Origin of the sequence: Olleya sp. Ti.3.14 (genome assembly GCF_038154885.1) — a bacterium.
In the GTDB taxonomy this organism is placed as follows: domain Bacteria; phylum Bacteroidota; class Bacteroidia; order Flavobacteriales; family Flavobacteriaceae; genus Olleya.
In genome coordinates, this window is record NZ_JBAKAO010000009.1 from 101,608 (window position 1) to 127,021 (window position 25,414).

Sequence of the window (25,414 nt, forward strand, 5' to 3'; positions counted from 1 at the left end):
TAGAAATAAATTTATGAAAAATCATAAAATATTGATTATCAATGTTTTATGATTTTTTTTTAGACCTTTTGTTATTTTGGCATCCGTATTGGTTTAAACTTTACAAATCAATAATTATGATGGATGATAAATTAATTGAAAATTTCAAGTTTTGGGTAGATCAAGATGTGATCTATTGCAAAATTTTGAATGATTTAACTGATTTAGATGATAGCTGTAAAGCAAAAGATATTGAGCATATATTTTTAAATAAAATATTTACATTATCTAAAGACGTGCATATGCCAATCTTGATAGACTTAAGAGGTTTAAAGTTTTCTAGTGCAATTAAGTCATTTACATTTTTATCTAAAAATACATTAATTAAGTCATTAGTGTTGTCTAAAACATTTTTAGTTAACACCTATAAATTAAAAATGTTATTAAACATTCAAAGTTTTGTTTGTAATCCTGCACTCCCAGATGTCATATTTAAATGTAATAAGTCTGCAATACAATATTGTATTGAGGATAACAAAACATATAACTCATTAAACTAAAAAAAACATGAAAAACATCCAAACAGTAGGACATGCTAAATTTTGGAAAGATGATAATAATATTATAAATCTTAAATTTAATAGTATTGAGGACTATTATATTTTTGATTTAACTGCAGCTAAAAAATATGTAAGTATTATAACGGATTTATGTAACGGTATACCAATGTCTTTTATAATAGACTTAAGAGGGTTTCATGGCACATTCTCTACAGAGGCTGCAAACTTTATCGCTAAATCTAGTGACTTAATTAAATTAAGAATTTCTGAAGCATTTATATTAAATTCAATAGGAACCAAATTATTAATAGCGTCTTATAAAAGAATATACGATCCCTTAACACCTCACATAACTTGTAATGATATTGATACAGCAACGCAATATTGCATTGAAAATAGCGACCTATACGATAAAGGTAGCTGATATAAAACAAACTAATAATAACTAACTATTTTTTACTAATCCCTTAATAATCCCCAAACCTACTACCTATGAGAAAAAAATATGTTCTATCTCATTGTCTAATTATTTTTAACCTACTATGTGTTTATTCGCAAATTGTAAACGAAGGTGTTTTGCAAATTTCGAATGCAACAGATGTGTATTTTGAAAATGAATACACAAACAAAGTTAGTGCTACGCTAAGTACTAACGGTAACCTATATCTAAACAATAGTCTTATAAATGATGGAGTAACAACGTCTACGTCAGGTACTACCTATTTTAAAAGTACTAAAAACCCATTATTAAGCATTTCTGGATCTTCAAATAATATCAACTTTAATAATCTAGAAGTAGATATTACAGCTGTAAATACTAAAGGATTGTCTGTTTCGGATGGATTTTTATTAAACATTTTAAATGAACTAAATTTAGTAAATGGAGATGTAAGACTAAATGGAGAGTCTCAATTAATACAATCTCACGTTGGTTTAGACGCTAATACAATTAACTCCGGAAAAATATTAGTGGATCAACAAGGGTATGCTTCGGCATATAAATATAATTATTGGACGTCACCTATTAACAATGGAGGAACTTTTTCATTATTATCAGGTATGTATGACGGTACAGATGCTAACATAAATCCTTTTTCGCCTTCACAAATAGCATTTATTTCTGGAGCACCTTATAACGGTTTACCTGCAATCACTGATGTTTCAGGAGAGGTGACAACTCCATTATCCTTAAGTACAATGTGGTTATACAAGTACATACAAGGATCTGGATCCTATTATGACTGGGTAGCGTTAGATCAAAATAGTGCATTAAATCCAGGAGAGGGTTTCTCTATGAAAGGTACAGGAGCTTCAGGTACAGAGCAAAATTACGTGTTTTATGGAGCGCCTAATAATGGAGAGTATACATTATCAATTAATGCAGGAGAGGAGTCTTTAATAGGTAATCCATATCCATCTGCTTTAGATACTAATAAGTTTATTTTAGATAACGCTACAGTATTTGATGCATTATATTTTTGGGTTGATGGTGGATCAACATCACATATCTTATCTAATTATTTAGGGGGTTATGCTATTAGAAATTTAACAGGAGGAACTCCTCCTTCAGTGTTTTCTACTTTAATTGGAGGATTGGGTTCTGCAGGAAGTATTACTGTGCCAAAAAGATATGCACCAATTGGTCAAGGTTTTTTTATTAAAGCACATGCATCAGGTTCTATAGTGTTTAATAACTCTCAAAGGGACTTTAAAAAAGAGTCAGAAGGAGAGGCTATTTTTTATAGAAATCAGAATGATCAAACAGAAAATCAAGATCAATTTATACGATTAGGTTATGAAGATCCAGAAGGGTTTCATAGACAATTACTTCTTGGTTTTTTACCAGATTCTACTGCAGATGTAAATTATAATCCAGGTTATGATGCATTACTTAAAATATGCAGAGATGATGAAATGTTTTTTGTAATTGAACAAGATTTAGATAAAAAATATGCAATTCAAGGGGTTGATGCTTTTAACGATACAATGGAGTTTCCTTTAGGCATATTAATATCAGAAACAGGATTACATCAAATAATGATTGATGAGGTTGAAAATTTTCAACACACGATTTACTTAAAAGATAATATTCTAAATACTACACATAATTTATCTAATGCTAATTTTAATGTAAACCTGCCTATTGGTAATCACTTAGACAGATACTCTTTAGTATTTGTGCCTGAAAACTCATTATCAACAACGGATCAGACGTTGTCTAATCTTACGGTGTTTTATGATGGAAACAAAAATGTAGTAGTTAATAATAAGGACAGAATACAACTTAAAAACATAACGATATACAATGTTTTAGGGCAAGAAATTTTAAGGTTAAATGATAATATAAATAATTCCAACAGAGTGCAAATTCCTTTTAATCAAAGCCAAGGAATATATTTTGTAAAGGTTGTAACAACAACAGGTGAATTAACTCAAAAAATAATAAACTACTAATTATGAGTATATTAAAACTAAAAATCAGTGTTGTGCTAATAGTAGTTTTTATTAGTGTAAATTTTCAGGCAGTAGCTCAAGTTGGTATTGGAACATTATCTCCAGATGCATCAGCTATGTTAGAGGTAAACTCAACAGAAAAAGGTATGTTAGCACCTAGAATGACCTCTGCGCAACGTATAGCAATTTCTAATCCAGCGGAAGGATTGTTAGTGTTTGATACAGATATTAATGTGTTTTACTTTTATGATGGCAATGTTTGGACAGCTTTAAAAGCAGAAATCAAACGTAGTAACTATAAGTTAGTTAAAGACATTTCGGACTTAGCAGATGAATTAGTCTCAGGTGGAGGTTCAAAATATGTATTAAACGAAAACTACTTGTACGAAATAAACGGAAATATCAACTTTGATTTTCCAGTCGATTTAAATGGTGCTTACCTTAGCGGTCGTGATACAGGTGAAGATGCATTAGTAAATAATTCTGGAGCAACTTTTTTTAGTGGCTCAAAAGGTGGACATTTTAAAGATATTGTCATTCGTGGTAATAACCAGCAAGTCTTTAATATTTCAGGATCTGGAACTGAAAATCTAATTGCCTACAGCTTAGTAATAGTAGGTGCTTCTTCTGTCGGAACATTTAATAATTTAAATACTTTTTACTTTGAAGTTTTACAAGTATTAGGGACTGGAGACGGTATAACAGCTTCAAATATTTCTAATTATTATATGGATAAAGTCTTTTGGACAGACGGAAATAGTGGGACATTTTTGAAGTTTTCAGGTATATTTAGTAACTTACAGATAGCCAATGGTCGCGTAGTGGTAGATTCTGGTGAAACAGGAATAGATGTTAGCAGTAACCCAACTATTAATATTTCTGCATCTATTGCACAAGTAAGTTTTACAGGAGGAGGTAGTAGGTTAAAAGGCTACACAGAAAACACGTACGCAGGCTATAAATTTAACAGCAATTGGGATGTAGACGCAACAGGTTTACAGTTAGAAACGGATGATGCCTCAATTGGAGATATACATTTAGAATCTCCTATTGGTAGTGGTTTTCAAACAGATTTTACATCAATAGGATCTGGAGTACCAACAAAATTAGAAGGTTTATCTTATTCTAATAACTTATTTAGATTTAGTGCGCCAATCAACAATAGATTGGTTTATGATGGAGTAAAAACTAGAAGTTTTCAGATTTCTAGTAGCATTTCCTTCCAAGGTGATAATAACAGTTCCATCTATATTTTTTACATAGCAAAAAACGGAGTCGTTCAAAACGATTCAAAAGTATACAGACAAGTAGGTAGCAATAACGATGTAGGAGCTGTATCTGTTGTTGGGTCTGTAAAGTTAGATCAAGGCGATTATATAGAGGTCTGGGCCGAACGTTATTCTGGTGCAGGAAGTCTACTGTTGGTCTCCTTAAATTTAATAATTAAATAGTTCAACGCGCTACAAATTCAATAATAAAACTGATTTCATAAAATTTTAAAAACTATAAATTATGGATATTTCAAAACTAAAATTAATAACACTTACACTAGCAATATTTGCAGGTGTATCAAGTGTAGCTATTGCCCAAGTTGGTATTGGTACTGTAAACCCAGAAGTATCGTCAATGTTAGATATATCATCCACAGATAAAGGGATGTTAGCACCAAGAATGACCTCTGTGCAACGTATAGCAATTTCAAGTCCAGCTAATGGATTATTAGTATATGATACAACCGAAAATGCTTTTTATTTCTACAAATCTAGCGTTTGGTCTAAAATAGATTCAGCAAAACGAAGCATGCATAAATTAATTCAATCTGAAGCAGATTTAGCAGCAGAGCTTGCAGCAGGAGGAGGATCGACTTATCTTCTATCTACAGATACTTTGTACGAAATTAATGGTACAATTGCATTATTGCATCCAATTGATTTAAATAACGCGTACATCGTTGGGTTTGATACAAACGAAGATGTATTATCTAAAGCTGGAGGAACAATGTTTGTTGGATCTACAGGAGGAAGTATTAAGGGGATTTCTTTGACAGCTCCAGGTGGTACTATTTTTGCATTATCGGGAGCAAATACACAAAATTTGATTTTTAGGGATAGTGTTGTATATGGTTCTGGATCTATTGGTACTGTTAGTGGTTTTGGATTAGCATTTGTTAGTATTGTTCAGTTTGTTGGAAACGGAGCAGGTATCATATACAATAATATTACCAACTTATTATTAAGTAATATGGGATGGTTGTCTTCAAATTCCGGTACTTATGAAACATTTACAGGGACCTTTAATATTATTCAAAAACAAGGTGGTTTTTCAGAGGTTAATGGCTCTGCTATAGGGATTGATGTTTCTAGTAATCCTACGGTAAGAAATGGTGTTTTAACAGGAGTTAGTTTTAGTGGAACAAGTACTCAATATATTAAGCGTTATGGTACTGGATCGTATCCAGGGTTTAATTTTAATAATACTTGGACAGTAGATTGTCCTGGTATACCTGTGGAGTCAGATCAAGTAGCAACAGGTAACATTTATTATGATGGTACAATAACAACAGGATTTGTACAAAATCTTACGGATAATAATCCCTTAAATTTAACAGGTAATTCAGGTTCAAATTCGACAACAGCAGTTAATTTATTAAGGATGAGTTCTAGTACGGATAACAGGCTAACGTACTTAGGTAAAAAGACTAGAACTTTTCAGATTAGTGCCTCGTTGTCTGTTAGAGGTAATACAACTACCGGGAATTTTTATGGATTTTTTATTAGAAAAAATGGGGCAACGGGAACTACCTTAGTAGAAACTAACTCTTTAATGCGTGTAAATAATACTTCAGACATTAACAGTTTGTCTATTTCTGGAACAGTAGAGCTAGCTCCAAACGATTATATTGAGATTTGGGGACAACGACTTACAAGTTCTGGTACAACCTCGATAACAGTATTTTCTTTAAACCTTAATATCAAGTAATTTATTAATAGTAGTTTTTTAGTTAAGTTTGTAAGGCCTTCTGTTAGTTTTAACAGAAGGTTTTATGTTGTTTGTAAATGTAATAATCAGTAATTTTAAGTCTATTATCGCTTAAGTAGTTGGTTTAAAAATTATTTTTTAATTAAATAATCAGGATAATTAATCCAAAAAAATATTGGCTTATCTTGCAGCGTTTTATTTGTAGTTAATACAAGTAATATAAAAAGTTATAAAAATGAATAATAATCGTAATAACGAGGATAAAGTCGCTCAAATTAATAAAGTAATAGATCATTACTTTGCGACTAATACAGATAAAGATTGGATACCAGCAAAAGATATCATGTCTGATTTAATTAATGCAGGTGTTTTTGTAAAAGATCAAAAAAAGGGATTACCACTTAGAAAAATCCTGAGAGTATTAGATAAAGAGGATAACCTAAAAGCAATACCAAGGGTACATCCAGAACGTGCTGAAGCAGCTACCTATTGGTACTTTTTAAGAGAAGGTGCTACATTTCCGGAAAACGAAAATATTAGTACAGTTTCAAAAAAAGATGTTGCTAAAGCTAAACGCGAAAGCACAGACGAGTTTTACATCATTAATTTATGTGATGAGGTTTTAAAGGAAGAAGCATCACGTAAGCATACCTTTGCTTGGTTGTTTGGAGATATGCATAAAAAAGGTAAAACCAGAACATTATTACCTGTAGCTGCTTTTTATAAAGACGCTAATTTAGTAATTGAATTTGCTGAAAAGAAAAATAAAACCGAAGCGCAATTAGAAAAATTAGAACAGTTAACCACAAGTGGTATAACTAGAGGTCAACAAATAGAAAAGTACAATCACAGAAGAAAAGAAATGATTTCTAAAAAGGATATCAATTTAGTGACCATTGATTACACTTTATTTGAAACGGATAACAAAGGAAAATTAAAACGTAACACTACAGAGGATGTCGCATTACTAAAAAAAATCCTGAAAAATTATATTCAGTAAAAGCGATTTTAAATAATACATTTAAAAAGGTCTAATCTAATACTTATAGGTTAGACCTTTTTTGTTTTCTGTTATTAATAGTTTTAATTCAAATCAAGTTTAAAAGTTAAAGTAGTATGTCAAATAAACAGTTTATTATATTTTTAGATGTTTGTTGTAATAAATAAAAAGTCACTACAAAATGTCAAATAGTATAATTGAGATTAAACGAATAAAGCAATACGCTAATAAAGCTAGAGCAATCGAAATTTATATAAATAACAAAAAAACAGATACTATTAGAGATGGAGAAACCAAATCTTTTCAAGTGGATCCTATTCAAAATGAAGTGTATGCAAAAATTGATTGGTGCAAAACAAAACCAATTAAAATTAACACAAAAGAAAACGCTATATCAAAACTAGAATTAGGCTCAAATCTATCTGGCTTTAAATTATTGTTTGCTTTTTATTACGTGATTTTTAAAACGTCAGAATATCTATATTTAAAAAAAATATAAGTTGATACTCAAAACGTAAATTAAATAATTGCTTTAAAATTAATGTCAATGAATACCACTGAAAAAGCATTAAAAGAACGTATTAAGGAGTTAACTTGTCTTTATGAGGTATCTTCAATAATAGGAAACGCAAACGAAGAGCTAATCGAGGATACTTTACAAGCCATAGTGTTTAGCATCAAAAAAGGATTTCAGTATCCTAAAAAAACAAATATTCAGATTCATACTGAAAATAATAGCATTTCAACCGCTAATGCTATAAAAAGTACCATTAGTATTCAATCTAAAATAAAATTATTTAATGAAGAAAAAGGGCAGTTAATTGCCTATTTAAATCCAGAACAGTATTCCCAAAAGGATTTTTTAAACGAAGAGCAATTACTGTTAGATAATATAGCTTTAAAAATAGGAAGTTTTCTAGAACGTATCGAAATTCAGAAAAACGAAACATCTTTGAAACGTCAGATGGAACATGCAGACCGTTTAAGTATTTTAGGCGAAATCACAGCTGGTATAGCACATGAGCTAAATACACCATTAGCTAATATTTTAGGCTTTGCAGAGCTGCTAAAAGAGGATTTTAAAACAGATAAAAATGCCTCTCTGGATATAGATAAGATTATTAAAAACGCCATATTTTCTAGAGAAGTAGTTAAAAAATTAATGTTTTTTGCTTGCGAAATGCCTCAGGAAATGAAAGAAGTAAATTTGGTGCCTAACATTAAAAGTGCCATAAATTTATTAGATGCTACTTTTAGAAAAGAAGAGGTCAAATACATTGTTAAAATAGAAGAAGAAAACTTATTACTGCGCGCAGATCCAATACAATTGACCCAAATTATTTTTAATCTTTTAATTAATGCTATTTATTTTTCACCAAAACAAGGGTTGGTCACTATTGAGGCTAAAACCAGTAAAAAAGCAATTGTTTTAAAAATTAAAGATGAAGGTAAAGGTGTTAATCAAGCAGATTTAGATAAAATTTTTCAACCCTTTTTTACCACCAAACCTATAGGTGACGGTTCTGGATTAGGACTAAGTGTCGTCCATGGTATTGTGGCATCACATAAAGGAACCATTACTGCAAAAAATAATAAAAATAAAGGCGTTACCTTTACCATAACGCTCCCAAAATAATATTTTCTAATGCAATTACGTAAAGAAAACATACTTATAGTTGACGACGATATTAATATCCTTGAGCTATTACAACGTCATTTACAATCTTGGAATTATCATGTGTTTAAAGCGGTTTCTGTTAAAGAAGCAGTCAGTATTTTAAGGGATTCGACTATAGATTTATTAATAACCGATTTAAAAATGCCAGAGTTGGATGGTTCAGAGCTTATTAAATTTGTGTCAGAGCATTATCCTAAATTGCCTAAATTAGTGGTTACAGGTTATCCCTCGGTTCAAGATTCGTTGGCAGCCATAAAATCAGGTGTAGTAGATTATTTAACCAAACCATTTACTAAAGACGAGCTTAAAATGGCGTTGGACAAATATTTGGTAAATGCAGATAATCTAGCACAATCATCTAAAAATTCAGTAATTAATAATAATAAGCCTTACGGCGAAATTATAGGTAATTCCGACAAAATTAATTCTGTAATTCAGGTTATTGAACGTGTTAAAAACAACAAAGCAACAGTTTTTATTAAAGGTGAAAGCGGTACAGGTAAGGAGCTTGTCGCACGTGCCATCCATTATCAAGGTAAGTTTTCTAAAGCGCCTTTTGTTGCAGTAAATTGTGGTGGAATACCAGAAAATTTACTTGAAGCAGAGCTATTTGGATATTTAAAAGGTGCGTTTACAGGAGCAGAAACTAATCGCGAAGGTTTTTTTCAAGCTGCAAACGGAGGAACTATTTTTCTAGACGAAATTGGTAATGCTTCATTAACTGTGCAATCTAGATTACTACGTGTTTTACAAGAAAAAGAAGTGGTAAAAGTAGGATCTACAAAACCTGAAAAAGTAGATTTACGTATAATTGCGGCAACCAATAGTGATTTACGTGACATGATTCAAAAGCAAACTTTTAGGGAGGATTTATATTACAGATTAACAGTTGTAGAGATAGATGTGGCTCCTTTAAGACAGCGCAAAGACGATATTAAATTATTGGTTGATAAGTTTTTATTTAAATATGGCGTCGAGTATAAAGATGGTTATGTAAAAATTACTCCAGATGCTTTAAAAATATTAGAGCGTTACGATTGGCCAGGAAATATTAGAGAACTTGAAAACATCATACAACGTGCAGTGATATTAAGTGATAAAACCGTTGACGTTAGTCATTTACCAGAGCATTTAAAGTATACAATACAACACACTTCAGACACCTTACAACCTTTAAAAGTTATTGAAAAGCAATACATAGAAAAAGTATTAAGGGCTACTGGAAACAATAAAACTAAAGCTGCCAAAATTCTTCAAATAGACAGAAAAACAATTCGTCAAAAATTATCTGAATAAGCTTTTTAAAACTGGTGCATTTTTACCCATTTGGGTAATTATGTACCACTCGTTATTTTGTATTTTATACTATATTATTCTATAAACCCTTTATTTTAAAGGGTTTTTTGCATTTGTAGCAGTATGTGCATTTCCTTTGGCATAAGCATTGCAAATTGGTGTATAATCGATTATAAATTTTACACCTATGAGTCATTTTAATATTTGCCCAGATTGTATCCATCGCAATTCTTGCGTATTGACAACCCAAAAAGATAACGTTTGGTCTTGTAGCGAGTTTGATGCCTTTAAACCAAACCAACCAACTTTACACCAAGTAAAACAACCAGAACAAGAGTTAGTTTTAGTTTAATCATTTAATAATAAAAGCTATGTTTTTTAACACAATAGTTTCAGTATTTGGCAGTAAAAATTCTTTAGAAAAAAAATCTAATAAAAGCCAAGCTAGAGATAAGTATATCTCACAAAAATATCACGAAAGATCAATAATCAATCGCTATTTCAAATAAAATAATAAACACTTTACAATGACAACAGTAACAGCAGATTTGAAAAAAGTAACAAAAAAAGTACCTGTAAGAGGTATGATGGATAATGTAATGGAGCAGTTTAATAGTGCTGCAGACCATATTAATTTACATCCAAATATTAGAAAAATATTAAGCATTACTAACAACGAAATTTTAGTCAACTTTCCGGTAAAAATGGATAATGGAGACGTCGAGATTTTTACAGGTTATAGAGTGCAACATAATAATGCATTAGGACCATATAAAGGTGGTTTACGTTACCATCCAACAGTGGATATTGATGCTGCTAGAGCATTAGCGATGTGGATGACCTGGAAAACATCATTAGCAGGTTTGCCATATGGTGGAGGTAAAGGAGGTATTAAAATAGATCCTTCAAAATATTCGCAATCAGAGTTAGAACGTATTACAAGACGTTTTACGTTTGCTTTAGCGGATAATATTGGACCAGAGCATGATATTCCTGCTCCAGATGTTAACACTAGTAGTCAAACTATGGCATGGATTGCAGATACTTACATGAGTACGCGTCCACCAGCAGAACGTACTGCAAATCAACATGTAGTAACAGGTAAGCCTGATGCAAGTGGCGGATTAGAAGGACGTGACAGAGCAACAGGTTATGGTGTGTATTTGTCCATTAAATTTTGGGCAGAAAAAAGCAATACCAGTTTAGTTGGTAAAAAGTTTATTGTTCAGGGATTTGGTAATGTTGGCTATTGGGCAGCTCATTTTTTAGAAAAAGATGGTGCAAAATTAGTAGCAGTACAAGATGCTTCTGGAAGTATTCAAAATCAAAATGGTATTAAGGTTGAAGACTTATTTAAATACAGTCAAATTAACGATGGTAGTATTGTAAACTTTCCAGACTCTAAAACAGTAAATAGCAATACGTTTTTTGCTTTGGATTGTGATATCTGTATTCCTGCTGCCTTAGGAAACCAAATTACTAAAGAAAATGCACCAAAAATTAAAGCAAAATTAATTGCAGAAGGTGCTAATGGACCAACAAATGTTGAAGGCGAAAAGATTTTATTAGAAAGAGGTATTACAATTATACCTGATATTTTATGTAATTCTGGAGGTGTAGTTGGTAGTTATTTTGAATGGTTACAAAACCGAAATGGAGAGATTTGGCAATTGGACGAGGTGATGGCCAAATTGGATAAAAAAATGAATGAATCTTTTAATAAAGTGTTTGATTATGCTATAAATGAAACTGTGGATTTACGTACAGCTGCATTTTGTATAGCCATACAACGTATAGAAAAAGCATACATACAAAGAGGGATTTTTCCTTGATTTTAAAACAAAGAAGATGAAGTACGGAAGTTTAATATTAGAAAAAAAAGAGTATGTGTACCTAAAACGTATACTCAATATTTCGGGTTATGGAGATGATACAAGCGTCACTAAATCTTTAGTAAAGTTATCAGAAGAGTTAAAGACTGCACAAATTGTAAATGACGACCAAGTACCAGAGGATATAGTACGTTTTAATAGTATAGTGACTATAGCATCGGATAATGGTTGGGAAAAAGAATTACAAGTGGTTATACCAATGGACAAAAACGTGGCACTTAACAAAGTGTCCGTTTTAGCGCCAATGGGAGCAGCGCTTTTAGGCTATTCTAAAAATGATACAATTGATTGGGATTTTCCTGGTGGAGCACAAAAAATTAAAATTATTGATGTCCAAAAGCAGGAGAATTTAAAAGGTGTTGATATAAATATTTAAAACAGATTATTATGAAAACAGAAAACATAGAAATTTTTGATCATGATACTAATGTAGATGTGACACATAAAATTAATACAATGGAGCTAGATAATTGGATTAATCATTTAAAGTACATAAAAAAAGAACTGTCTAACCTTATCAATATTTGTAAAAACGAATTAAAAGATAAGTTAGATGACAAAAGTGTAGCAAATAAATTTGAGAAAAAAGAGATAGAAAACGAAACGCTTTTAAACGCGTTAAACACCTATTCTAAATCCAGATTAAATATCATCGAGTGTGAAGACACGCAATGTGATATGATATACATCACAGAGCATGAAAGTTATAGACGCAGCTACCTGTATCATTTAGATAAATACAGAAGGCTTAAGGACGAGTTTTTTAATAAAGTACAAGGTAAATTCACGCTTTTAAAAGTTAATTAATAATTGAATACAGCTTCAGCCTATAAAATAGAGACACACAGACGCGTGTGCTTAGTTAAAGATTGTAAGGAGGCCAATCATTGGATTTCTGTACTAGAATTAGCTGTAAAAGAGTTTGAACATTTTTATGTAATAGAAAAACAACTAATAAAACATATAGAGACATCCAATAATATGTTGGCTTTACGCAGAAAATTCACCTTAAGCATGGCTAATTTTTGCAAATATGAACAAGAGATTATAAATGAAATAGAATACGGAAAGACAGAATATAATGATAGTTGTGCCAAGGTGCACGAATTAAAAAGACAGCAGTATATCCAAATTTTAAAAGAGCTTCATGACTTTAGAATTAGGTTTTATAACATGCTAGCAAGGTATAAAAGGTAGCTTAAGGGACGGTAGTTGTTTAAACGATAACTCAGTTAAAAGTATAGGCTAAATATTAATTTAAAATGTAATAAGATGAAAAAAATATTGATTCCAACAGATTTTACTTTAAATAGTTTTCAAACTATAGATTATGTTATAAAACTATTTAAAAACGAAACCTGCGACTTTTATTTTTTAAATACTTATTCATACAATGTTAATGGTTTAGATGCAATACAAATGCTTCAAGCAGACGACGATTGGTTTGATAAGCCTAAACAGAATGCTCTAAAGCAATTAGGTAAATTAGTTGAGCGCTACACTTTAAATTGTACAGCATTAAATCATAAGTTTTTTGCAATATCTGACTGTTCTGATTTAGTATTAAGCATTCAAAAAAACATTAAGCAGTTAAATATAGATTTGGTTATTTTAACAAGTAAAAAGGAACAAAATCTAGGAAAAATAACTCAAAATATAGTCGAAAAAATTAGATGTTGTCCAGTATTAATAGTGCCTCCACATGCTTCAGCAAGCAATAAGATTAATATAACTATTGCCTCAGATTTTAAACAGCAAATAAATACGCGTCAAATAGACAAGTTTTTAAATATTTTGGAAAACACCAACTTAGATATTACAGTTTTAATCTTAGCAAAACAAAATGCTATAAGCGATTGCGCATCTAACAATTTAGAGGCTATGCTAGGTTATCTAAAAGAAATTTCAGGACATACAGTAACATTGCACTACACAGCTTCTTCTTATAATTTAAAGGCTTATGCGCAATCGCATCTAGATGGTATCATGTGTGTAATTGATAAAAAACCGCATTTATTAAGAAAAATGGGAGTGTTTAAATCAGACATTTTTTCAACTTTAAAACAACTTCATACTAACACAGTTTTAACTGTTCACCAATAAAAATTTTGTTATGAGTAACCGAAAATTTAATGGTCTTATCATTGTAATTACAATCATAATAATTACAATATTATCTTTAATGGTACCACCACCAATTATGTAAAAGTAATTTTAATAGCACGTAAGCAATAGTATAGTTTAATTATGTAGTATAATTTAACCATACAAAGTTGTATATTGCTTAATGCTTAAATTTAGTCCTAATAATTGGTGCAACCTTAGTAAAGTCCTAATTTTACTAGGTGTATTTATGGTGTTTACAAAATCTGTAGCACAAGATTTACCACCTATACAATATTTTTCTCCCAAACAGTATCATGCCGAAAATCAAAATTGGGAAATTACCCAATGTAAGAGCAAACATATTTATGTAGCAAATTCTAAAGGATTATTAGAGTTTAATGGTTCAGAATGGATTTTATATCCATCGCCAAATCAAACTATTATAAGATCTGTTAATGTTGTTAATGATAAGGTTTATACAGGTAGTTATATGGAGTTTGGTTTTTGGACCAGAACAGATGTTGGCGATTTAAAATACACCTCTCTTTCTAAACAAATTGGTAGTACTTTATTAGAGGACGAGCAATTTTGGAAAATAACTCATTTAGATGATTGGATACTGTTTCAATCACTTAGCCGCATTTATGTTTATAACACTAAAACCGATAAATTTAAAATTACAGAAACTAAAGCAGGAATAATCAAAATGTTTAAGGTTGATAATAGCATTTATTATCAGGATAGAATAGAAGGATTATTAAAATTAGAAAATGGACAACCTAAAGCTATTTTACAATCTAATTATTTTAAAAATAAGATAATAGTTGGTGTTTACACATTAAAAAACAACTTGCTTATTGTTACTCAAAATCATGGGATTGTAACAATAAAAGACGATTTAGAACAGGACTGGAATACTAATTTAAACGCTCAATTAAAAGATTATCGCATATATAGTAGCCTACAATTAAACGACGATAGCTTAATTTTAGGGACCATCTCTAACGGAATTATACAAATTGATGCTAATGGTAATATTTTTCAAAAAATAAGCCAAGCCAATGGACTAGGAAACAATACTGTATTGTCAATATTTCAGGATATGGAAAGTAATATTTGGTTAGCTTTAGATAATGGTATAAACTGTGTAAATATTAACTCTCCTTACAGAATATTTAACGATGATCATGGTGTTTTGGGTACTGTTTACACCTCTTTAATTTATGACAATACGTTGTATTTAGGTACTAATCAAGGGTTGTTTTATAAAAAAACAGATCAAAAAACGTTTAAACCTGTAGTCAATACTAATGGTCAAGTATGGAGTCTTAAAATTATTGATAACCAGTTGTTTTGCGGTCATAATTCAGGCACATTTATAATTAATAACAATGTAGCAAATCGTATTGCATCAGTAGAAGGTACTTGGGATATTAAAACAATTAGTGATAATCCAAACTTACTAATACAGGGTAACTATAATGGTCTTAATATTTTAGAAAAAAAAGCAGGTCTTTGGCAATTTAGAAACAAGATTGAAGGATTTAATAATTCATCTAGATTTTTTGTGTTTTCTAAAAAGGATGAAATATTAGTAAATCATGAGTATAAAGGTGTTTTTAAAATTAAAATAGACTCGGATTACACAACTACAACACAAATTTCTAAAATTGAAACTTTAGAAAAAGGCTTGTTTTCTTCATTAACAACAAGTAACAACACGCTGTATTATGCAACAGATAAAGGTGTTTTCAAAAAACACTTAGAGGATAATACATTTGTTAAAGACACTGTTTTAAGCAATATTTATAAAACGCAAGGCTATTCTTCGGGTAAAATTATTACAGATCAGGCAAATAATGCACTATGGTTAATTACTAAAAAAGGGATTAATTACGTTAGTCCAGGTAAATTAAGCACAGCGCCAAATATTTTCTTTATAGCGTTGCCAAGTTCACTTAGGGAAGGTTTATCGGGATACGAAAGCATCTTTAACCTAAAACCTAATCTATATCTATTTGGTACTTCTAAAGGTTATATAACTTTAAATCTTTCTAAGATAAAACCTAAAACGTATCAAGTTGAAATTAATACAATAAATAAAACACCGCTTCAAAAGTCGAAACAGTTAATTAGCTTAAAAGATGAAAATGTTTTTAAAAATAATGAGAATAACATCGAAATCAAATACAGTGTTGCAGAGTATGATAAATATTTAGAAGCTGAATATTCGCATAAACTAGAAGGGTTATATAATGATTGGAGTAGTTGGAGTACTAATGCAGAAGTATTATATAAAAATTTACCTTATGGCGAATACACTTTTATTGTAAAAGCAAGAGTAGGAGGTCAGGAGCTGACTAATCAAGACCGTTTTTTGTTTAAAATAGATAAGCCTTGGTTTTTATCAACAACAATGATTATTGTCTATTGTGTAATAGGTTTTATTGTCGTTTTATTGATAAATTATTTTTATAAACTGTATTATAGAAAGCAAAAAGAAAAACTAGTCCTAAAATCAAAACGTGAGTTAGAGCTTAAAGATTTAGAGACTAAACAACAATTGATGGCTTTAAATAATGATAAATTAAGACAAGAAATTGACAATAAAAACCGAGAATTAGCAATTTCTACCATGAGCTTGATTAAAAAAAACGAATTTTTAAACACCATCAAGACCGAGCTAAATGAAAAGGTAGAGAGTGCTAATCTAAAATCTGTAATTAGGATTATTGATAAAAATATTAATAATAAAGATGATTGGAATTTGTTTGAAGAAGCATTTAATAATGCAGATAAAGATTTTCTTAAAAAGGTAAAAACCAAACATCCAGCCTTGACATCTAACGATTTAAGATTGTGTGCTTATCTAAGACTAAATTTATCTTCAAAAGAGATTGCTCCTTTACTTAATATATCTCCAAGAAGTGTAGAGGTTAAACGATATCGTTTGCGTAAAAAGATGGAATTAGAGCATGATGTTAATTTAACTGATTACATCTTGAGTATATAGCAACACTACAATTGGTTAAAACACCTATACATTACCACAACAAACCTAATTTTATTAGTAATGATGCGTTTTCATAATATAAATGTTAAAATAAGGTTAATGCTTGTTTTTAATGAGATTTAGATAATTAAACTAACTTTTTTTTGTGATGTATGTTTTTTGTTGCGGTTAAAATTATCAAATCAGCATTATATCTGCTTAAATTTGATAAAAGCACAAAAACTTTTAAACATGAAAAAAACTTTTTTCTCCTTTTTGTTATTCTTAATGACTTTCTCTGCTTTTGCTCAGGAGTATTTAATAACAGGAAATGTAACTAGTCAACAAGATGGATTGCCTATTCCTATGGTTAATATACTAGTTAAAAATACATCCAATGGTGTAACCACAGATTTTGATGGTAATTATACTATTAATAACGTATCTAAAAATTCAACTTTAGTTTTTTCCTATATAGGTTATAAAACAAAAGAGGTAGTAGTAACTAATGGTAATTCAGTTAATGTGCAACTAACTGAAGATGTTGAGGCACTAGAAGAAGTGGTTATTATAGGTTATGGTTCTCAAAAACGAAAAGAAGTAACTGGAGCAGTATCAACGGTTTCTAGTGAAACTATTGAAGCACTTAAACCTACACGCATAGAACAAGCCTTACAAGGTCAAGTAGCAGGAGTTAATATTACATCACAATCTGGTGCTCCAGGTAGTGCATCTAATATTAGAATTAGAGGTGTATCCACTAATGGTGATAACAGACCACTTATTTTAGTAGATGGTAATGTTATTGAAGATTTAAGTGTTGTAAATCCAGGAGATATAGAAAGTTATACAGTACTTAAGGATGCCACAGCAGGTATCTATGGTGTAAGAGCTGCCAACGGAGTTATTTTAATTACAACAAAAACTGGTCGCAAAAATAAACCAATGACATTTCAGTACGACTCTTATGTTGGTTTCCAACAAACAACAAGAAAAATACCATTATTAAATGCTACAGAGTATGCTTTAATTAAAAACGAAGCAGCTGCAGCTAGCGGAAGTACTTTACCTTTTCCTGATACATTTGGATTAAATAGAGGAACAGATTGGCAAGATGAAGTTTTTGAAACTGCGCCTATATTTAACAATGCTATTACTGCAAGTGGTGGTACTGAAAAATCTACCTATTCTTTTGGAGCCTCTTTATTAACACAAGATGGTATTATTGGTGGTAGTAAAGCTAATTTTACGCGTTACACAACACGTGCTAATTATGGATTAGAGATTATTAAAGGTTTAAATTTAAAGGCTAATCTTATATATACTGGGACATTAAGAAAAGCGTTACCAGAAGGAGGCTTAGGTTCTGTTTTATTTAATGCAGTTAATTTTGCACCAACAGATGCGCCAAGAGACGAAAATGGAGAGTATACGTCTTCTGCTAATTATCCAATAGAGGTTGTAAACCCATTAAAGCAAATCGAAAATACATTTAACCGAACCAAAGTTGATAAACTAAGCGGTGTTTTTGGTTTAAATTATAAATTTTTAAAAGGCTTTAGTGCAGAAGCTAACTATCAATGGAACTATTCAGAGGTAAGAACTAGAGGTCTTAACCCTATAGTAGAATATGGAAATGGTTCTGTATTTGATAATACCGAAAATTTACAATTCACAGAAGGCATAAACTTTTTTAGAGATTATACGTTTGATGCTTTTGTTAATTATGAAACATCGTTAAATGATGATACTCATAATATTAAAGCAACTTTAGGGACGTCAGTTTTTAAATCAACAGGAGATTATTACTTATCTGTTGGAGACGGTATGCCTGAAAATACAATGTTCAGTGATGCAGATATTAATGATGCCACTACCATTACAGATCCTTATGCTCAAATAAGTAATCGTTTTTTCGATTCTAGATTATTATCATATTTTGGAAGATTGCAATATAACTATAAAGGAAAATACCTATTCTCTGCAGTAGTTAGACGTGATGGTTCTACAGCTTTTGGTCCAGAAAATAAATTCGGAATTTTCCCTTCAGGTTCAATTGGTTGGGTAATCTCTGATGAAGACTTTTTATCAAGTAGTAATACCATCGATTTCTTAAAACTTAGAAGCTCTTACGGAGTTTTAGGTAACGATAGGATTCCTGGTTTTAGATTTGAATCATTATTAGATGGTGAAGGTGTTTATGTTTTAGATGATGCACTAGCACTTGGTACTGCAGTTGGTGCGATATCTAATCCAGAAATTAAATGGGAAGAGCAAAAAGCATTTGATATAGGGTTTGAAACAAGATTATTTAACAACAAAGTAGATATTACAGCAGATTATTTTAAACGTACCACAGAAAATTTATTACTTCCTGTTGAAAGTTCGTTAATATTAGGAGGAGCTGCTCCAGGTTCTGGTAATCCAATTGTTAATGCTGGAACGGTAGAAAATAGTGGATTAGAGTTTGCTGTATCTTACAAAGATCAATTATCTGATAATTTTAAGTTTAATGTAAGTTATAATATTTCAACTTTAAATAATAATGTAGTTGAAGTTAACAATAGCATAGGTTATGAAGTTGGAGGAAGCTTTGGTATTGGTCAAGCAAATCCACCTTCTAGAATGCAAGTTGGACAGCCAATAGGTGTGTTTTATGGAATGCAAACCAATGGAATTTTTCAAAACCAAGCCGAAGTTGATGCGCATCCATCACAATTAGACTTAGGTGCTAACGCACAACCTGGAGATTTAAGATTTGTGGATGTTAACCAAGATGGAGTTATTGATGCAGATGACAGAACATTTATAGGTAACCCAATTCCGGATGTTACAATGGGTTTAAATTTATCATTTGATTATAAAAATTTCGATTTTCAAACCTACTTCTTTGCGTCTGTAGGTAATGATATTGTTAGAAACTATGACCGAAACAGTGCCAAAACTAATCTTACAAGTTATGTATTAGATAGATGGACAGGTCCAGGAACATCAAACACAGATCCAAGAGTTACAAATAGCGCAACGTCTAATGCTGTTTTTTCTGATTATTTTGTAGAGGATGGTTCATTCATCAGAGCTCAAAATGTACAATTAGGATATACTTTTAATCAAGATAAATTACAAAATATAGGCTTGGATAATATCAGAGTTTATGCGTCTGTAAGTAATGCCTTTACATTGACAAAATACAGAGGTTTTGACCCAACGACATCAAATGGAGCTCCAATAGGAGACGGAATTGATAGTGGTTTTTATCCAAACCCAAGAACATTTTTAATCGGAACAAACGTAAAATTCTAAACAATGAAAAAAATAAAATATATAATCGTCTTTTTAGTTTCGACTTTTACAATTATTTCGTGTAGTGACGATTTTGTAGATGTCGCTTCTCAAAATGAAAGTTCAGAAAACTACTTTAACTCAGAGCAAGATTATCAAGATGCTTTAATTGGTGCTTATGATTTGCTACAATCTACCTATTTAAATGTTATGTTAGGCGAAATCGCTTCAGATAATACTTTAGCTGGAGGAGAAAGCGCTACAGATGTACCTGGAATACAGCAAATTGATGATATGATTCACACTGCTAATAACGAACAGTTACGCTCAATTTGGGGCTGGATGTTTGCTGGTGTTAATCGCGCGAATTACATCTTAGAGTTTCAAGATAAAATAGACTTTAGCGGAAAAGAAAATGTTATAGCACAAGCTAGATTTTTAAGAGCGTATTACTATTTTGAATTAGTAAAATGGTTTGGAGATGTTCCATTGATTGTTGATCAACGTTTCTTATTTGGAGATCAATTTGAAGTGGATCGTACACCTAAAGCATTAGTTTATGCACAAATTGAATTAGACTTAATGTATGCAGCCGATAATTTACCATATACGCAAACACAATTAGGACGTGTAACTAAAGGAGCTGCTGAAGCATTATTAGGTAAAGTATACTTATATCAAAATAAATTTGGAGCTGCTGCTCTAGTTTTAGAAGACTTAATAAATTTTGGACCTTATGATTTAGTAGCAGACTATACAACCATTTTTGAAAACGATAATGAGAATAGTATCGAGTCTGTTTTTGAAGTGCAATATGCAGATTTAGAAGGTGCAGGATTTGGATGTTTACAATGTAGTGAAGGTAATGTAGCAGTAGGATTTAATGGTATACGTAATTATAATGGACCATTGTTTGATTCTGGTTTTAGCTTTAATATTCCAACTCAAGAAGCTGTAGATGCTTTTGAGAGTGATGATCCAAGATTAGAAACTGCAATCTTAGATATTAATGCTTGGGCTACTGCAACAGGAGCAACTTTTGGAACAGGTAATGAGCACACAGGGTATTATAACAGAAAATATATAGCACGTAAAGGCGATTCTAATATTGGTGATCAAAACTTGACCAACCCTAATAATTACAGAGCCATTAGGTATGCAGACGTCTTATTAATGGCTGCAGAAGCTTTAAATAGAGGATCTATAGCAGATGACAGAGCTCAAAATTATTTAAATCAAGTTAGACAACGCGCATATGGAGATATGGATCACAACATTATAGCTACAGGTAGTGCATTAACAGATGCGATTTACCAAGAACGTCGTGTGGAATTAGTAGGTGAAGGACATCGTTTTTTCGATTTAGTTAGAACAGGTCGTGCAGCTTCAGAAATTGATGGATTTACGACAGGTAAACATGAGGTTTTTCCTATACCACAAATAGAAATAGAGTTAACAGGTAATCGTTGGACACAAAATTCTGGTTATTAAAAAAATAAATATGAAAATTAAAACACAACATAGCATGAAAAATTTTAAGTACATCCTTAGTTTATTCATAGTAGTAGCTTCAGTAATTGGTTGCTCTCAAGATGATGATTTACCAGATGTTAGTGCATTACCAGCACCAACTAATGTTTCAGCAGTAATTAGTATTGCTCAAGATAATTCTGGTTTAGTTACCATTACTCCAACAGGAGAAAATGTGGCTAATTTTAGAGTTAATTATGGTGATGACTCAGGTACAGATTCGGGACTTCTAAATCCTGGACAAAGTACTCAAAACACGTATCTAGAAGGAACTTACGAAATCGTAATTGCTGCTTCGGGTATAAATGGAAAAACAACTACTGTCGCACAAACTATTGTAGTGTCATTTCAAGCTCCAGAAAACTTAATAGTTACAATAGATAATGACCCAACAGTGTCTAGACAAGTAAATGTAACTGCTACAGCAGATTTTGCAGTGTCTTATCAAGTAGAATTTGGAGATGCAGCAGCAACGGTTTTAACATCTAATATTGGTGACGTAACATCATTTGTATATGATGCAGCTGGGACTTACACAATTACAGTAACAGCTAATAGTGGGTCTGTAGATACTATTTCGTACACAGAAGAATTTGAAGTAACAGAAATATTAGCTCCTTTAACTCCAGCTCCAACGCCTCCTAACAGAGACGCTACTGATGTAGTCTCTATTTTTAGTGATGCATATGCTAATATTACTTTAAACGAATTACCTACAGATTGGTCTGCTTCGGGATTTGAGGCTACTACTGTAGATAGTGATAATGTTTGGAGATTAACAAATTTGGACTTTATTGGTATGGTAAGTAATTACGATAACGGAATAGATGTTTCAGCTATGGAAATGTTACACATCGATTATTGGGTACCTTCAGGAACAGAAAACGAATTATTAGTTAAAATTGTTAATACCATTGATGGTGGTGAAGATGTGGAATCTTTAGGAGCAACAGTTGGTGGTTCTTGGCAGAGTATTGATGTTGATATGACAGGTTTTGATGGCGGAAATTTAGCCAACACGCAAAAAATTACACAAATCTTAATTGATGCAGATGTTGTTGCAGATATAGTTTATATAGACAACTTTTACTTTTATAAGCAAAGTGCTTCTACTGGAACATTTGATGATGGATTGTTAATTAATGGTGATTTTGAAAATGGAAGCGAGGCTTGGATAATTGGTGTAGATGATGCAGCTCTTGCACCTGTGGTAACTAATAGTGGTAATACATACTACTCTGTAGATGTTACTTCGGCAGGAAACTCATACGATGTCAACTTAAGTCAAAAAGTAGAAATTATTCAAGGTAATACTTACACGCTTACTTTTAATGCATGGTCAGATGTAAACAGAGCTATTGTTGCAGGAATTGGTTTAAGTGCAGACCCTTGGTCTAATGATTCTCAATCAGTAGACATTACAACGACTAGCACGACATATTCTTTAACACTTAGTGCAGCAGATTTTGGAGCTATTGATGCTCGTGTAATTTTTGATTTAGGTGCAGAAGTAGGTATGGTTAATATTGATAATGTATCATTAATTATCGGCACAGGTAACACTGTTGTTAATGGTGATTTTGAAAATGGAAGTGATTCTTGGATAATAGGTGTTGATGATGCGTCTGTAATACCAGTGGTTACAGTAGCAGGTAATACATATTATTCAGTAGATGTTGCAACAGCAGGAAATTCTTATGACGTAAATCTTAGTCAAAAGCTAGAAATTATTCAGGGTAATACTTACACATTAACTTTTGATGCTTGGTCAGATGTAGATAGAGCAATTATTGCCGGAATTGGTCTAAGTGCAGACCCTTGGTCTAATGCTACGCAAACCGTTGATATTACTACAACAAAAACAACTTATACATTAACTTTGGTAGCTACGGATTTTGGAGCACCAGATGCTCGTGTTCTTTTTGATTTAGGAGCACAAATAGGTATGGTTAATATTGACGATGTTTCTTTATCAAGCAACTAGTTAATTATCTAAGCTTTATTTATAGCAGTTAATATTAAAAAATAGAAGATGAAAAATAAATTTAAAATAATAGCATTTATTCTTGTGACAGTCTTGTTTATAGGTTGCCAAGAAGAAGATCAGACTTTCGGAAATATCGTCGCACCATCTAATATTGTTATTGTACCAGAAATAGTAGGTCAAGATGCAACTAATCCAAATGGAGATGGTAGTGGTGTGGTTAACTTTACAGCAACAGCAGATAATGCATTAAGTTATAAATTCAGTTTTGGTAATGCAGAGCAAAATGCTCCTTCAGGAGTAACATCGTATACCTATTCAAATTTAGGAGTTAATACGTACACAGTAGTAGTGGTAGCATATGGTACAGGTGGTGTTTCTTCAACAGCTACTATAGATATTGATGTTTTAGCAACTTATGCTCCACCAGCAGATTTATTAAATGCATTGGTTGGTGATGGATCTAAAACGTGGCGAATTAAGTCAGAAAAGCAAGCGCATTTTGGTCTTGGACCAGTTGGAGGTGAGGTTGCTGCAGAGTGGTATGCAGCTGGTCCTGGAGAGAAAGCAACGACAGGAATGTATGATGATCGTTATGTTTTTAATGCAGATGGTACATTTACACACATCGTAAATAGCACTAATGACGATCCTTCAGTGGATGTAACAGGTACTGTTTTTGGAAGAGAACCTTTAATTACAGAATTAGGTCCACACAGCGAGACACCTGTTGGAGCAGATATAGAAAACTATCCATATCAAGATTATTCAGAAAATTGGGTAATTACAGCACCTGGAGGAGCAGAAACAATAAACATTACAGGTTTAGGTTTTATTGGATACTATACAGGTGGTAATCATAAATATGAAATCTTTAGTCGTGATATACCTAACGAGTTTACTATAAGAACAACAGATGGTAACAGCGAGTTTGATTGGTGGTTTATTATTACTTCTGAAGAAGAAGGTGCAGCAACAGGATTCGAAACTATTTATACAGATTTAGTTTGGTCAGACGAGTTTGACACCAATGGAGCACCAAACCCAGCAAATTGGACTTACGATTTAGGTAATGGTACTGATGGTTGGGGTAACCAAGAGGCGCAAAGCTATACCAATAATTTAGAAAACGCAGAAGTAGCAGATGGTATGTTAAAAATTACAGCAATCTCCACAGGAAGTGGTTATACATCTGCAAGATTAAAATCAGAAGGTCTTTATGATTTTACTTATGGACGTGTAGAAGTTAGAGCAAAACTTCCATCAGGAGGAGGTACTTGGCCTGCAATTTGGATGTTAGGTTCTAATTATCAGACAAATGTTTGGCCAGCTTGTGGAGAAATAGATATTATGGAACATAAAGGTAACCAGCAAAACACAATACATGGTACCTTACATTATCCAGAAGCTTTTGCAGGTAGCGCAGACGGAAGTACTACAGTAGTTGATGCTGCTTCAGATCAATTTCATAATTATACTGTAGAGTGGACACCAGATGTTATAAAAATATTGGTAGATGATACAGTATATCATACCTATACAAACACCAGTGCTTCTCCTTTTAATAGTGATTTTTTCCTAATTCTAAATGTAGCAATGGGAGGAACTTTTGGTGGAGACATAGATCCAGCATTTACACAGTCGTCTATGGAAATTGAATATGTAAGAGTTTATCAATAAAT

20 protein-coding genes are annotated in these 25,414 nt (G+C 31.7%); all 20 read left to right on the forward strand.

Annotated elements, in window-relative coordinates:
• Nucleotides 1-116 precede the first annotated feature (116 nt).
• The 20 genes from V6251_RS12535 (at nt 117) to V6251_RS12630 (ending at nt 25,412) form a co-directional block, all read left to right on the forward strand.
• Complete coding sequence (locus V6251_RS12535) at nt 117-539, forward strand: hypothetical protein (protein WP_341588483.1); 423 nt, start codon at nt 117-119, stop codon at nt 537-539.
• A 7-nt stretch (nt 540-546) separates the two neighbouring features.
• Nucleotides 547-963 carry a DUF7793 family protein gene (locus V6251_RS12540; protein ID WP_341588484.1) on the forward strand — a complete coding sequence of 139 codons (417 nt, stop codon included), beginning with the start codon at nt 547-549 and terminating at the stop codon, nt 961-963.
• A 68-nt stretch (nt 964-1,031) separates the two neighbouring features.
• Entirely contained in the window at nt 1,032-2,993 is a 1,962-nt protein-coding gene (locus V6251_RS12545) for a T9SS type A sorting domain-containing protein (protein ID WP_341588485.1), read from the forward strand.
• A 2-nt stretch (nt 2,994-2,995) separates the two neighbouring features.
• Nucleotides 2,996-4,444: a cell wall anchor protein gene (locus V6251_RS12550; protein WP_341588486.1), complete on the forward strand. Its 1,449-nt coding sequence runs from the start codon at nt 2,996-2,998 to the stop codon at nt 4,442-4,444.
• Between the two features lie 61 nt (nt 4,445-4,505).
• Complete coding sequence (locus V6251_RS12555; RefSeq protein ID WP_341588487.1) at nt 4,506-5,972, forward strand: hypothetical protein; 1,467 nt, start codon at nt 4,506-4,508, stop codon at nt 5,970-5,972.
• 235 nt (nt 5,973-6,207) lie between these two features.
• Nucleotides 6,208-6,972 (forward strand): hypothetical protein, encoded by a 765-nt coding sequence (locus V6251_RS12560; protein WP_341588488.1) that lies wholly within the window; start codon nt 6,208-6,210, stop codon nt 6,970-6,972.
• Nucleotides 6,973-7,153: 181 nt separating this feature from the next.
• Nucleotides 7,154-7,471 (forward strand): hypothetical protein, encoded by a 318-nt coding sequence (locus V6251_RS12565; RefSeq protein WP_341588489.1) that lies wholly within the window; start codon nt 7,154-7,156, stop codon nt 7,469-7,471.
• 48 nt (nt 7,472-7,519) lie between these two features.
• Nucleotides 7,520-8,608 (forward strand): sensor histidine kinase, encoded by a 1,089-nt coding sequence (locus V6251_RS12570; RefSeq protein WP_292949302.1) that lies wholly within the window; start codon nt 7,520-7,522, stop codon nt 8,606-8,608.
• Nucleotides 8,609-8,617: 9 nt separating this feature from the next.
• The gene (locus tag V6251_RS12575; protein ID WP_341588490.1) at nt 8,618-9,946 is read left to right on the forward strand and encodes a sigma-54-dependent transcriptional regulator; all 1,329 of its coding nucleotides are present in this window, start codon (nt 8,618-8,620) and stop codon (nt 9,944-9,946) included.
• A 187-nt stretch (nt 9,947-10,133) separates the two neighbouring features.
• Nucleotides 10,134-10,298, forward strand: coding sequence for a hypothetical protein (locus V6251_RS12580; protein ID WP_341588491.1), 165 nt, complete (start codon nt 10,134-10,136; stop codon nt 10,296-10,298).
• A 175-nt stretch (nt 10,299-10,473) separates the two neighbouring features.
• Nucleotides 10,474-11,778, forward strand: coding sequence for a Glu/Leu/Phe/Val family dehydrogenase (locus V6251_RS12585; RefSeq protein WP_341588492.1), 1,305 nt, complete (start codon nt 10,474-10,476; stop codon nt 11,776-11,778).
• 16 nt (nt 11,779-11,794) lie between these two features.
• The gene (locus V6251_RS12590) at nt 11,795-12,214 is read left to right on the forward strand and encodes a GreA/GreB family elongation factor (RefSeq protein ID WP_145001342.1); all 420 of its coding nucleotides are present in this window, start codon (nt 11,795-11,797) and stop codon (nt 12,212-12,214) included.
• Between the two features lie 11 nt (nt 12,215-12,225).
• Nucleotides 12,226-12,645 carry a hypothetical protein gene (locus V6251_RS12595; RefSeq protein WP_341588493.1) on the forward strand — a complete coding sequence of 140 codons (420 nt, stop codon included), beginning with the start codon at nt 12,226-12,228 and terminating at the stop codon, nt 12,643-12,645.
• Between the two features lie 3 nt (nt 12,646-12,648).
• Nucleotides 12,649-13,035: a hypothetical protein gene (locus tag V6251_RS12600; RefSeq protein WP_341588494.1), complete on the forward strand. Its 387-nt coding sequence runs from the start codon at nt 12,649-12,651 to the stop codon at nt 13,033-13,035.
• 75 nt (nt 13,036-13,110) lie between these two features.
• Nucleotides 13,111-13,941 carry a universal stress protein gene (locus V6251_RS12605; protein ID WP_341588495.1) on the forward strand — a complete coding sequence of 277 codons (831 nt, stop codon included), beginning with the start codon at nt 13,111-13,113 and terminating at the stop codon, nt 13,939-13,941.
• Between the two features lie 184 nt (nt 13,942-14,125).
• A complete protein-coding gene (locus V6251_RS12610) occupies nt 14,126-16,957 on the forward strand; it encodes a helix-turn-helix and ligand-binding sensor domain-containing protein (RefSeq protein ID WP_341588496.1) in 2,832 nt (943 codons plus the stop codon).
• A 231-nt stretch (nt 16,958-17,188) separates the two neighbouring features.
• Nucleotides 17,189-20,239: a SusC/RagA family TonB-linked outer membrane protein gene (locus V6251_RS12615; protein ID WP_341588497.1), complete on the forward strand. Its 3,051-nt coding sequence runs from the start codon at nt 17,189-17,191 to the stop codon at nt 20,237-20,239.
• A 3-nt stretch (nt 20,240-20,242) separates the two neighbouring features.
• A complete protein-coding gene (locus V6251_RS12620) occupies nt 20,243-21,709 on the forward strand; it encodes a RagB/SusD family nutrient uptake outer membrane protein (RefSeq protein ID WP_341588498.1) in 1,467 nt (488 codons plus the stop codon).
• Nucleotides 21,710-21,719: 10 nt separating this feature from the next.
• The gene (locus tag V6251_RS12625) at nt 21,720-23,732 is read left to right on the forward strand and encodes a carbohydrate binding domain-containing protein (protein ID WP_341588499.1); all 2,013 of its coding nucleotides are present in this window, start codon (nt 21,720-21,722) and stop codon (nt 23,730-23,732) included.
• A gap of 48 nt (nt 23,733-23,780) precedes the next feature.
• Complete coding sequence (locus tag V6251_RS12630; RefSeq protein ID WP_341588500.1) at nt 23,781-25,412, forward strand: glycoside hydrolase family 16 protein; 1,632 nt, start codon at nt 23,781-23,783, stop codon at nt 25,410-25,412.
• Nucleotides 25,413-25,414 lie beyond the last annotated feature (2 nt).

Bases quoted from the DNA above. Each gene is read 5' to 3' on its own strand.
- V6251_RS12540 (WP_341588484.1), top strand. From the start codon at position 547: ATGAAAAACATCCAAACAGTAGGACATGCTAAATTTTGGAAAGATGAT.
- V6251_RS12610 (WP_341588496.1), top strand. From the start codon at position 14,126: ATGCTTAAATTTAGTCCTAATAATTGGTGCAACCTTAGTAAAGTCCTA.
- V6251_RS12565 (WP_341588489.1), top strand. From the start codon at position 7,154: ATGTCAAATAGTATAATTGAGATTAAACGAATAAAGCAATACGCTAAT.
- V6251_RS12585 (WP_341588492.1), top strand. From the start codon at position 10,474: ATGACAACAGTAACAGCAGATTTGAAAAAAGTAACAAAAAAAGTACCT.
- V6251_RS12550 (WP_341588486.1), top strand. From the start codon at position 2,996: ATGAGTATATTAAAACTAAAAATCAGTGTTGTGCTAATAGTAGTTTTT.
- V6251_RS12620 (WP_341588498.1), top strand. From the start codon at position 20,243: ATGAAAAAAATAAAATATATAATCGTCTTTTTAGTTTCGACTTTTACA.
- V6251_RS12575 (WP_341588490.1), top strand. From the start codon at position 8,618: ATGCAATTACGTAAAGAAAACATACTTATAGTTGACGACGATATTAAT.
- V6251_RS12595 (WP_341588493.1), top strand. From the start codon at position 12,226: ATGAAAACAGAAAACATAGAAATTTTTGATCATGATACTAATGTAGAT.
- V6251_RS12570 (WP_292949302.1), top strand. From the start codon at position 7,520: ATGAATACCACTGAAAAAGCATTAAAAGAACGTATTAAGGAGTTAACT.
- V6251_RS12545 (WP_341588485.1), top strand. From the start codon at position 1,032: ATGAGAAAAAAATATGTTCTATCTCATTGTCTAATTATTTTTAACCTA.
- V6251_RS12605 (WP_341588495.1), top strand. From the start codon at position 13,111: ATGAAAAAAATATTGATTCCAACAGATTTTACTTTAAATAGTTTTCAA.
- V6251_RS12615 (WP_341588497.1), top strand. From the start codon at position 17,189: ATGAAAAAAACTTTTTTCTCCTTTTTGTTATTCTTAATGACTTTCTCT.
- V6251_RS12630 (WP_341588500.1), top strand. From the start codon at position 23,781: ATGAAAAATAAATTTAAAATAATAGCATTTATTCTTGTGACAGTCTTG.
- V6251_RS12580 (WP_341588491.1), top strand. From the start codon at position 10,134: ATGAGTCATTTTAATATTTGCCCAGATTGTATCCATCGCAATTCTTGC.
- V6251_RS12555 (WP_341588487.1), top strand. From the start codon at position 4,506: ATGGATATTTCAAAACTAAAATTAATAACACTTACACTAGCAATATTT.
- V6251_RS12590 (WP_145001342.1), top strand. From the start codon at position 11,795: ATGAAGTACGGAAGTTTAATATTAGAAAAAAAAGAGTATGTGTACCTA.
- V6251_RS12625 (WP_341588499.1), top strand. From the start codon at position 21,720: ATGAAAATTAAAACACAACATAGCATGAAAAATTTTAAGTACATCCTT.
- V6251_RS12535 (WP_341588483.1), top strand. From the start codon at position 117: ATGATGGATGATAAATTAATTGAAAATTTCAAGTTTTGGGTAGATCAA.
- V6251_RS12560 (WP_341588488.1), top strand. From the start codon at position 6,208: ATGAATAATAATCGTAATAACGAGGATAAAGTCGCTCAAATTAATAAA.